The following is an 11,133-nucleotide window of genomic DNA, read 5'->3' as shown; positions in this document are numbered from 1 at the left end:
GCCCAAAGCTGTAGTCCTGGCCGATCAGGTAAATGCGCTTCAACGCCTTGTCTTCGCGCAGCACGCTCATGAGCGCGGTCATGCGCATGTCGGCATGGGCGTCGAAACGAAAATGCCAGTAGCTGCATTTTTCATTGGTGAGCACCGGGTCCACCGCCGAATAGTTGAGAAACAGTGCTTGCCGGGCCGGTTCGCGCTGGTTGTGCTTGTTGATCGCATCGATCAGCACCGCCGCTGTGGCAGACGAATTGCCCTGGGTCACGATGTGGATGCCCCGGTCCACCGCCGAGCGAAAGGCGGACAACGCCTCTTCGTTCTGGCCTTTGCTGTCGAATCGCTCCAGGGCCAGCGGGCGGTTGCCGCCGGGCAGCTGCACGCCGCCGCGCGCGTTCACGCGCTCCACCGCCCAGACCAGGTTGCGAAACACCGCTTCGCCGGTGTTGGCAAACGGCCCGGACAGGCTTTCGATCATGCCGATGCGGATCGGCGCGGCAGCGGGCTGCGCCCAAACCGGGCCTGGAACGGTCGCCACAGCCACCAGGCTGCTCAATGCCAGCTGGCGCAAGGTTTTGGAAGAAAACGGAAGACGCATACAGATAAAGATAGACAAAAAAACAGGGGTGGAAAATTCGGTAGGCGCGCGATCGGCACGGTTCGCAACCGCCGACGGCGACAACGGGCCGTGCCCTCAGGCCTGGGCCACCAGATCGGCCAGTGGCCAGCGCGGCTTCACGTCGAAACGGTCGTCGTGGCGGCTGTCTTGTGCCGGCCACAGACCCGCCTGCCAGCGCATGCCGGCGGCCAGCGCAATCATGGCGCCGTTGTCGGTGCACAGGTGCAGTTCGGGGTAGTGCACCCGGAAGCCTTTTGTTTGGCAGGCGGCGTTGAGCTGCTCGCGCAGCAAACTGTTGGCACCCACGCCACCCGCCACCACCAAGCGGCGCATGCCGGTTTGCGCCATCGCCTTGAGCGATTTTTTCACCAGCAGCTCCACAATGGCCGCTTGCACGCAGGCGGCCACGTCGGCGATCTGTTGAGCGCTCAAGGCCTTGGCCAGATCCGGGGTCGCGGGGCCTTGGGGGCTGGCATGCGCCAGCCGCTTCACCTGGGTCAGCACCGCCGTCTTCAGCCCGGCAAAAGAAAAATCCAGATCGCCGCTGTGCAGCATCGGCCGGGGCAGGCGGTAGGCCTCGGGGTCGCCTTGCTGGGCCGCGCGCGACAGCGCCGGGCCACCGGGATAGCCCAGGCCAAGCAGCTTGGCGGATTTGTCAAAGGCCTCGCCCGCAGCGTCGTCGATGGTCTCGCCCAGAAGCTCGTAGCGCCCCACCCCTTCGACCCGCATGATCTGGGTGTGGCCGCCTGAAACCAGCAAGGCCAGAAACGGGAATTCGGGCGGGTCGGCGCTCAGGAACGGCGACAACAAATGGCCTTCCAGGTGGTGCACGCCCAGCACCGGCAAACCGCGCGCAAACGCCATGGCGCAGGCCACGCCCGAACCCACCAGCAAAGCCCCGGCCAGACCCGGCCCACGGGTATAGGCCACCGCGTCCACCGCGGACAGCGGCAAACCGGCCTGGGTCAGCACTTCGTCGGCGAGCGGCAAAGCGCGCCGGATGTGGTCGCGGCTGGCGAGTTCGGGCACCACGCCGCCATAGGCCTGGTGCATCTCGATCTGGCTGTACAAGGCGTGGCCGAGCAGGCGCGGCGTGCCCGTGCCGCTGGCATCCACCAGGGCCACACCGGTTTCGTCGCACGACGATTCAAATCCCAAAATGCGCATGCCAGCAGTGTAAGCGGGGCCTCCAAACACCTGCGATGCCCCAGAGCCACTTGCAAGGTACGTTTGTTGCTTGCACCCTGGGCAATGTCCACGCATACCGAACCCCGCATGCACACCGGCCTGGCTTTCCTGGTCGCGGCGAAGCGCTGCGAAATCCAGCAACTGCAGCAGCTCGCGCTGACCAGCGAGCTGGTCAAGATCACGGGCCACCTGGTCCACGCCCTGCAACGCGAGCGCGGGCTGGCCAATCTGTTCATAGGCTCCAAAGGCCAGCGCCTGGGCGAAACCCGGTCCGCACAGATCGCCGAGAGCCAGCACCGGGAAGTGGCCTTGCGCGCCTGCTTCGACCAGTTGCACGCCGACACCGCCCGCATCAACAACGGCGCGCGCCTGTACAGCCGCATGGCCTATGTGCTGCACGGCCTGGACGCGCTGCCCGAGTTGCGCCAATGCGTCTCTGCGCTGGCATGGGACATGGAGCGCGCCACCAACGCCTATGTGCGCCTGATCACCGGCCTGCTGGCGGTGGTGTTCGAGGCCGCCGACGGCGCGACCGATCCCGAGATATCCCGCTTGCTGGTGGCCATGTTCAACTTCATGCAAGGCAAAGAGCTGGCCGGCCAGGAGCGCGCCCTGGGTGCGGGCATGCTCGCAGCGGGCCGCGCCCAGGCGGTCGGGCAGCACCGCTTGCTGCACCTGATCGAATCGCAAGACCACTGCCTGCAGGTGTTCACCGAATTCGCCACCCCACAGCTGATCGGCCTGTGGCAGAGCCGCCAGGACAATGCCACCGAGGCCGAACACGAACGCCTGCGCCGGGTGTTGTGCACCGCCTCCGACGGCGCCCTGCTCTACGCCAAGCTCAGCGAGGTGTGGTTCGACTGCTGTACCCGCCGCATCGACGAGATGAAGATCGTCGAGGACCGCCTGGCGCTGGACCTGCAGCAGGTGTGCGAACGCAAGATCGCCGTGGCACGTTCGGACCTGGGCCTTTACGAAGCCCGGCTGCGGCCAGCCGCCAGCCCACAGAACGCCGATGCCACGGCAGCCGCCGTGGGTGTGTCGAGCAATCCGCTGGATTTCTTCGAATTTCCGCCGCTGGAGTACGGCCACCATCCCGCACCCAAGTTACCCGCCGCACCCAAGACCTATGGGCCGCAGGTCGAGCGCTCGATTCTGGAACTGGTGCAGGAGCAGGCCCACCGCCTGCAAACCATGAGCGACGAGCTGGAGACCGTGCGTGCCAGCCTGAACGAGCGCAAGGTGATCGAACGCGCCAAGGGTTTGTTGATGGCGCACCGCTCGCTGAGCGAAGCGGATGCGCACAAGACGCTGCGGCAACTGGCCATGAACCAGAACCGCCGCCTGATCGATGTGGCAGAAGCCGTGCTGTCGATGGCAACGGTCTTTCCCGCGAACAAGCAGACGGCCTAGGGCCTGCTCACGCAAGGATGCTGCGGCGCACAAAAACCGTGCATGGCGGTCCGACGCACCATTCTGAAGCCGGCCGCAGCGCTGCAATTCGGGGCTGAATGGCCTTGATCGACAGGCTTCATCGGCCGGTGGAAATATGGATTTTTTCCATATATATCAACAACAAAAGCCGCCCTCAGAAAAATCAAAAACAGCCTGGCACGCTAACTGCTTCATGACTGACAAGGTCTGCGCCAATGGCGGCGCAAGACCCACCAGTGAAATACCCCATCGGGACAACGGCGTCCATTTCCAATCTGCTTCCAGCGGATTGTGAGATGGACGCCGTTGTGCTTTGTAGCTTGCCAGTTTTTGTTTTTTTGTTTAGCCCACCAGGAGTTCCACATGCCTTCTTCCTCTCCCAAGTTCGACCGCCGCCGCTTTGTTGCGAGCGCCACCGCTTTGGTGGGCGCCACGGGTCTGGGCCTGCCGGCCTGGGCGCAAAAAGCCGGTCGCCCAGAAAAAGAATCTTTGAAATTCGGTTTCATCAAGCTCACCGATTGCGCCCCCCTGGTGGTGGCCTACGAAAAAGGCTACTTTGAAGACGAAGGCCTGAACGTCACGCTCGAAGCCCAGGCCAACTGGAAGGTGCTGCTCGACCGCGTGATCGACGGCCAGCTCGACGGCGCGCACATGCTGGCGGGCCAGCCGCTGGGCGCCACCATCGGCTTTGGCACCAAGGCCGACATCGTCACCGCCTTCAGCATGGACTTGAACGGCAACGCCATCACGGTGTCGAACGCGGTCTGGGCCGAGATGAAGCAACACCTGCCCATGTCGGGCGGCAAGGTGGTGCACCCGATCAAGGCCGACGCGCTCAAGAAAGTGGTCGATGCCTGGAAGAAGGAAGGCAAGCCCTTCAAGATGGGCATGGTGTTCCCGGTCTCCACCCACAACTACGAGCTGCGCTACTGGCTGGCCGCAGGCGGCCTGAATCCCGGTTACTACACCTCCACCGACAACTCCGGCACCAAGAAAGCCGACGTGCTCCTGTCGGTGACGCCACCGCCCCAGATGCCGTCCACCATGGAAGCCGGCACCATCCACGGCTACTGCGTGGGCGAACCCTGGAACCAGCAGGCCGTGTTCAAGGGCATTGGCGTGCCGGTGATCACCGACAACGAGATCTGGAAAAACAACCCCGAGAAAGTGTTCGGCGTCACCGCCGACTGGGCCAAGGCCAACCCCAACACCCACGTCGCCGTGATCAAGGCCTTGATCCGCGCCGGCCAGTGGCTCGATGCGTCCATGGCCAACCGGGTTGAAGCCGTGAAGATGCTGTCCAAGTCGCAGTACGTGGGCGCCGACGCCGAAGTGATCGGCAACAGCATGACCGGCACCTTTGAATACGAAAAAGGCGACAAGCGCCCAGCGCCCGACTTCAACGTCTTCTTCCGCAACTTCGCCACCTACCCCTTCTACAGCGATGCCATCTGGTACCTCACGCAGATGCGCCGCTGGGGCCAGATCGGCGAAGGCAAGCCCGACAGCTGGTACATGGATGTGGCCAAGAAGGTCTACCTGCCCGAGGTCTACATGCAGGCCGCCAAGGCCCTGGTGGCCGAAGGCAAGATCAAGGAAACCGACCTGCCCAAGACCGACGGCTTCAAGGGCGTGCAGACCGGCTTCATCGACGGCATCGACTACGACGGCCGCAAGCCCAACGACTACCTGTCCAAATTCAAGATCGGCCTGAAGGCCGCAGAGAAAGTCTGACATGGCCACCATCACCTCCTTCCTCGGCGGCGGTGCCGCCGCTCTGCGAGACCCACGGGAACTGGCGCGCAAGCTGCTGATGAATTTCGGCATTCCGCTGGTGGCCATCGCGCTGTTCCTGGTGCTGTGGTCGGTCACGGCCTCGCGCATCGAAACCAGCCTGGGCGCCGTGCCCGGCCCGGCACAGGTGGCCGAGCAGGTGGGTGTTCTGGTGCGCGACCACTTCAACGAGCGCGAGCGCCAAGCCGCTTTCTACAAGCGCCAGGACGAGCGCAACAAGGAGCGCCTGGCCGAAGATCCCAGCTACGAACCGCGCAACTTCAGCTGGACCGGCAAAGCCACCTACCTGGATCAGATCCTGACCAGCCTGAAGACCGTCTTCGTCGGCTTTCTGCTGGCCACGGTGGTGGCGGTGCCGCTGGGCATTCTGGCGGGCTCGTCCAAGGTGTTCCAAGCGGCCATCAACCCCATGGTGCAGCTGTTCCGCCCGGTGTCGCCCCTGGCCTGGCTGCCCATCGTGACGCTGATCGTGAGCGCGGTCTACGTGACCACGGGCGAGCCCATGTTCCAGAAATCCTTTCTGATATCGGCCATCACGGTGACCCTGTGTTCGCTCTGGACCACGCTGATCAACACCGCCATCGGCGTGACCTCGGTCGACAAAGACCTGGTCAACGTGGGCAAGGTCTTGCAGTTGCCGCTGTCCACACGGGTGCGCAAGATCGTGCTGCCATCGGCCCTGCCCTTCATCTTCACCGGCATGCGCCTCTCGCTGGGTGTGGGCTGGATGGTGCTGATCGCCGCTGAAATGCTGGCGCAGAACCCGGGCCTGGGCAAGTTTGTCTGGGACGAGTTCCAGAACGGCAGCTCCGACTCGCTCAGCCGCATCATGGTCGCGGTGTTCACCATTGGCCTGATCGGCTACGCGCTCGACCGCCTGATGCAAGTGCTGCAAAACCTGGCCGTCCCCCGCTGAAAGCGGTACCGCAACAAGATCGACAAGCCATGAATCTCGCCCTCAAAACCCCGATCGACGCCGACCACGCCAGCGCGGGCAAACCGTCTCTGGTGGCCGTGCCCGCCACCGCCGCGCTGGAACTGAAAAACGTCTGCAAGAGCTATGGCTCGGGCAGCAACCGTTCGGAGATCCTGAAGAACCTGAACCTGCGCGTGGAACCGGGTGAATTCGTGGCCATCGTCGGCTTTTCCGGCAGCGGCAAGACCACCCTGGTGAGCCTGCTGGCCGGCTTGATCAGCGCCGACAGCGGCGCGGTTCTGAAAAACGGCAAAGCGATCACCGGTCCGGGCCCCGACCGCGGCATCGTGTTCCAGAGCTATTCGCTGATGCCCTGGCTGAGCGTGCGCGACAACATCGCTCTGGCGGTGGACCGTGTGTTTGCCGGCGAAAGTGCCCAGGCGCGCCGCGACCGCGTCGACCGCTACGTGTCCATGGTCGGACTCACGCCCGCCATCGACAAGCGCCCGGCCCAGCTTTCGGGCGGCATGCGACAGCGCGTGGCGGTGGCACGCGCCCTGGCCACCAACCCCGATGTGCTGCTGCTCGACGAACCGCTCTCGGCCCTGGACGCGCTCACACGCGCCAACCTGCAAGATGAAATCGTGCGCATCTGGGACGAAGACCGCAAGACCGTGCTCATGATCACCAACGACGTGGACGAGGCCTTGATGGTGGCCGACCGCATCATTCCCCTGCAAATGGGACCGGGGGCCACCCTGGGCCCCTCGTTCGAGGTCGACATCGCCCGACCGCGCGACCGCCGTGCCATGAACCACGACGCGCGCTTCCAGCAATTGCGCGGCGAGATCACCGAACACCTGATCGGCATCGCCCACGCCCACCAGGCCGGCCAGAAAGCCCAGGTGTTCCAGTTGCCCACGCTCACGCCACGCGATGTGCAGCCCGGCGCCGCAACACCCACCGCCGCGCGGTTTTTTGGACTGCGCCACGCCGAGTTGACCGAGACCATCGAAGCGGCGGCGAAAGTGCCCGAAGCCCCGCGCCCGCAAAGCGAGGCGCCAGCCCTGCAGGCCGACGACCGGTTTGCCGAGTTCTCGCAACTGGTCAAGGTCTACCCCACACCCAAGGGGCCACAAACCGTGGTCGACGGCTTTGACCTGAAGATCCGCAAAGGCGAATTCATTTCGGTCATCGGGCATTCGGGCTGTGGCAAGTCCACCGTGCTCTCCATGATGGCGGGGCTGACCGACATCACCGACGGCGTGATCGTGCTCGACGGGCGCGAAGTCGCCAGCGCCGGCCCCGACCGGGGTCTGGTGTTCCAGGCCCCCAGCCTGGTGCCCTGGCTCAGCGCCTTCGACAACGTGATGCTGGGCGTGCAGCGCGTGTTCCCGCACGCCAGTGCCGCCGAGCGCAAAGACACGGTGAGTTACTACCTGAGCCGGGTCGGCCTGGGATCGTCCATGCAAAAGCGCGCCAGCGAACTCTCCAACGGCATGAAGCAACGCGTGGGCATTGCGCGCGCGTTTGCGCTCAACCCCAAGATGCTGTTGCTCGACGAACCCTTTGGCATGCTGGACTCGCTCACCCGCTGGGACTTGCAGGAAGTGCTGATGGAAGTCTGGGCGCGCAACCAGGTCACGGCCCTGATGGTCACCCACGATGTGGACGAAGCCATTCTGTTGGCCGACCGGGTGGTGATGATGACCAATGGCCCCCGCGCCAAGATCGGCAAGATCATGGACGTGCCGCTGCCACGCCCACGCTCGCGCGAAGCCTTGCTCAAACACCCGCGCTACTACGAACTGCGCGAAGAGCTGATCGGCTTCCTGGAAGACTGCGGCAGCCAGCACTGAGCGCCCTGGACGGTCCACGCACCGTTCAAGCGCCTGCGCCGAGCGATACCGCACCTATTTTGTGCACCGCACCAAAAACGCCCGCACAGCAAGTGGCGGCCCCAAAAGGACGCAGGCCCCACCAGCGCCCCACCCTGGCACGCCTTTTGCACCTTTGTAGGGATTTTTGATTTTTTCCACAAAGGATTTGCACCATGGCGGGATTCCGCACCTTTCTCAAATCGGGGCACGCCCCGACCTTGTTTGCCGCCTTTCTGTATTTCGATTTCTGCTTTGCGGTCTGGGTCTTGAATGGCGCCATGGCGCCCTTCATCAGCGAAGCCTTTTCGCTCACACCGGCACAAAAGGGTTTCATGATTTCGGTGCCCATCCTGGCCGGGGCCTTCATGCGCTTCCCGCTGGGCATTCTGGCGCAGTACATCGGCCGCAAGAACGCCGCCATGGTGGAAATGGGCTTGATCATGGTGGCCTTGCTGCTGGGCTATTTCTTCATCAGCTCCTACGACCACGTGCTGGCCATGGGCGTGTTGCTCGGCATCGCCGGCGCCAGCTTCGGCGTGGCCCTCTCGTTGGGCTCGGGCTGGTTTCCACCCAAATACAAGGGCCTGGCCATGGGCATCGCCGGTGCCGGCAATTCCGGCACCGTGCTGGCCGTGCTGTTCGCGCCACCGCTGGCCGTGGCCTACGGCTGGCAGACGGTGTACGGCATCGCCGCGATCTTCATGGCCATTCCCATGGTGGTGATGATCGTGTTCGCCAAGGAACCCCCTGACGTCGAGCACCAAAGCTTTCGCGAACACATTGCCTGCCTGTTCGAAAAAGACGGCTGGGCTTTCAGCCTGATCTACGTCATCACCTTTGGTGGCTTCATCGGCTTGGCCAGCTTTCTGCCGACCTACTTCTACGACCAATTCGGAGTGACCAAGGTGGAAGCGGGCCAGCTCACCATGCTCTCGGCCTTGATGGGCTCGGCGGTGCGCGTGGTCGGTGGCTACATCTCGGACCGCGTGGGCGGCATCAACGCCTTGAGCGGCGTGCTGGTCGCCGTGGCCGTGACCCTGGTGCTGTGTGGTCTGGCCGGTGGTTCGCTGGCCCTGACCACGCTGCTCTTCATGCTCTGCTTTGCCGCTTTGGGCGCGGGCAATGGCGCGCTGTTCCAGCTCGTTCCCCTGCGCTGGCCGCTGGCCACGGCGGTGGCGGGCTCCATGATCGGTGAAGTCGGCGCCCTGGGCGGCGGTTTCCTGCCCAATGCCATGGGCATGAGCAAACAGTTCACGGGCACCTACTTCTGGGGTTTCGCCGCCTTCGCCGCCTTGGCGCTGTGCATGCTGGTGATGTTGCGCGTGATGCAAATCCGCTGGACCAGAACCTGGGCGGAAAAGGGAGGCCGGGCACGTAGTGCCTGATCTGCGAAGCAGATGGCGCGCAGCGCAGTCGCACTTTCATCAAAAGGGAGGGCGCGCGCGCAGCGCGTGAGCGGAGAAACCCATAAAAAACGCGGCTCCAGGCCGCGTTTTTACTTGGGCAAAAACAACAGCCAGTACACCAGCAACAGGTTGAACAGCACGCTCACGGCCAGCAGCAGTTTCCACAACAAAACCGGGTCGCGCTGCAACAGCGGTGAACTTGGCGGCGCGGTGAGCGGTCGCGAAGCGCCGCGTTCCAGTGCCAGCAAAAACTCTTCGGCGGTCTCGAACCGCAAAGACTTGTCGCGCGCCACCGCCTTTTGCAGCACGTGGTTGAGCCAGATCGGCACGTCGGGCCGGTAGCGGCTGGGCGCCGTGGGGTCGCGGTAGTAGCGGCCCACCTGGTACGGCAAGACCTCGCCGTAGGGCAGCTTGCCGGTCAGCAACTGGTACAGGCTCACACCCAGCGCAAACAGATCGCTTTGCGCGTCGGGCAATTCGTTCGCGCTGTCGTCGTGCGGGCCGGTGCCGGGCTTCAGGCTGTAGCCCCACTGCTCGGGGTTGACGAAACTGGGGGTGCCCGCGTGCAGGCGCCGGATGCTCTCGGGCTCCCGCCCGGTCAGGGCCACGCCCAGATCGAGCACGCGCAACACGCCGTCGTCGCCCTGGTGCAGGTTGGCGGGTTTGATGTCGCGGTGGATCACGCCCTGGCGGTGCAGGCGGCCCAGCACGCGCAAGGCCTGCAGCCCCAGGTTCACCACCTGGGTGGGTGCCAGGCGCTGGCGCCGCTCCAGGATTTGTTGCAAGGTCTCGCCGCCATGCCAGTCGTACAGCAGGTAGTAGGCCGAGCGGGTCTGGCCGTTGGGCAGTTCGTCGTGCAGCGCCACCAGGTGCTCGGCCACCTGGGACGACCCCATGCGCTTGGCCAGCCAGGCTTCGTGCGCGAGCATGGCGCGCTCGTCCTGGTCGTGCGCGCGGGCCGGGTTCAGCGTCTTCAAGGCGTACAGGGTTTTGCTGCCCGGGTCGCGCACCTGGTACAGCACATTGATGCCGTTGTCCGCCACCGGGGCGGTGACGGTCAAGCCGTCGATCTGCTCTCCCACCTTGAGCCGCGGCGGTATGGGCAGGGCCTGGGCCGCCCGGTTGGCGTCTTGCAAGGTGGCGTCCAGCAGGTCCACCACCCGCACCACCATGGACGTGATGTTGTCGGCGCTGCCATTGGCAAGGGCCGCGCTGGTGATGCCGGCGCAGGCGTCCTGGGTGCTGGCGCTGGCGGCCAGTTCGCACAGGCGGCGCTCGGTGAGCGAACCGTGCACGCCGTCGGTGAGCAGCACAAAAACGTCGCCCACGTGCAGGTCGCCCTGGGTGTAGTCCACCACCAGGTGGTCCTCGACACCCACGCAGCGCAACAGCTGGTGCTTGAAGTCCGGGTGGTTGACCACATGGTCGTGCGTGAGCAGTTGCGCCCGGCCCTCGCGCAGCAGATAGCAGCGGGTATCGCCCACGTGGGCCAGGGTGTACGACTGCCCGCGCAGCACCAGCGCGGTGAGCGTGGTCAGACCCATGGCGGGCTGGCGGCTGCGGTTCAGGCCCGAGAGCCAGGCGTTCTGCGCCCCGATCAGCCGGTCCAGCGCCACCGTGGTGTCCCAGGTCTCGGGGGTGTCGAAATAGTCGCGCACCAGGCTGGTCACTGTGGTCTGGGCCGCCTCCTTGCCCATGCCACCGGTGCTCACGCCATCGGCAATGGCCACGATGGAACCCATGTCCTCCTGCCCTGGCGGCGGCAACATGGCGGCGCAGAAATCTTCGTTGATCTCTTTGCGCCCTTTGAGCGAAACAAAGCCGATGTCGAGTTCAAAGGCCATGGCATGCCCTCGCCCGCCGAGCGCCGGGTTTTTCAGATCCCGGCGTGGGCAGCTTTGC

The 11,133-nt window shown here is 64.6% G+C and carries 8 protein-coding genes; 5 read left to right on the top strand and 3 right to left on the bottom strand.

Features of this window, described 5'->3' with window-relative positions:
- Positions 1–592, bottom strand: a 592-nt coding sequence (locus ABYB95_RS09310) for an ABC transporter substrate-binding protein (protein WP_372658187.1), incomplete at its 3' end; no start/stop codon positions are given.
- Positions 593–688: 96 nt separating this feature from the next.
- Positions 689–1,780, bottom strand: a complete 1,092-nt coding sequence (gene tsaD, locus ABYB95_RS09305; RefSeq protein ID WP_372658186.1) for a tRNA (adenosine(37)-N6)-threonylcarbamoyltransferase complex transferase subunit TsaD — start codon at positions 1,778–1,780, stop codon at positions 689–691.
- A gap of 108 nt (positions 1,781–1,888) precedes the next feature.
- Between tsaD and ABYB95_RS09300 the strand changes: the two genes are divergently transcribed.
- The 5 genes from ABYB95_RS09300 to ABYB95_RS09280 all read left to right on the top strand — a co-directional run bounded on the left by ABYB95_RS09300 (position 1,889) and on the right by ABYB95_RS09280 (position 9,210).
- Positions 1,889–3,214, top strand: coding sequence for a nitrate- and nitrite sensing domain-containing protein (locus tag ABYB95_RS09300; RefSeq protein WP_372658190.1), 1,326 nt, complete (start codon positions 1,889–1,891; stop codon positions 3,212–3,214).
- A gap of 384 nt (positions 3,215–3,598) precedes the next feature.
- The gene (locus ABYB95_RS09295) at positions 3,599–4,969 is read left to right on the top strand and encodes a CmpA/NrtA family ABC transporter substrate-binding protein (protein ID WP_372658185.1); all 1,371 of its coding nucleotides are present in this window, start codon (positions 3,599–3,601) and stop codon (positions 4,967–4,969) included.
- A 1-nt stretch (position 4,970) separates the two neighbouring features.
- Complete coding sequence (locus ABYB95_RS09290) at positions 4,971–5,945, top strand: ABC transporter permease (protein WP_372658184.1); 975 nt, start codon at positions 4,971–4,973, stop codon at positions 5,943–5,945.
- Positions 5,946–5,974: 29 nt separating this feature from the next.
- On the top strand, positions 5,975–7,804 hold the full coding sequence (locus ABYB95_RS09285; RefSeq protein ID WP_372658182.1) for an ABC transporter ATP-binding protein: 1,830 nt from the start codon (positions 5,975–5,977) through the stop codon (positions 7,802–7,804).
- A gap of 194 nt (positions 7,805–7,998) precedes the next feature.
- Complete coding sequence (locus ABYB95_RS09280; protein ID WP_372658180.1) at positions 7,999–9,210, top strand: nitrate/nitrite transporter; 1,212 nt, start codon at positions 7,999–8,001, stop codon at positions 9,208–9,210.
- Positions 9,211–9,320: 110 nt separating this feature from the next.
- Here the strand turns inward: ABYB95_RS09280 and ABYB95_RS09275 are convergent, their stop codons facing one another.
- On the bottom strand, positions 9,321–11,075 hold the full coding sequence (locus ABYB95_RS09275; protein WP_372658188.1) for a protein kinase: 1,755 nt from the start codon (positions 11,073–11,075) through the stop codon (positions 9,321–9,323).
- Positions 11,076–11,133: the final 58 nt, after the last annotated feature.

It is taken from the genome of Hydrogenophaga sp. (assembly GCF_041633695.1).
GTDB lineage: Bacteria > Pseudomonadota > Gammaproteobacteria > Burkholderiales > Burkholderiaceae_C > Hydrogenophaga.
The sequence above is the reverse complement of the archived record's forward strand: the minus strand, read 5'-3'. Positions and strand labels throughout refer to the sequence as shown.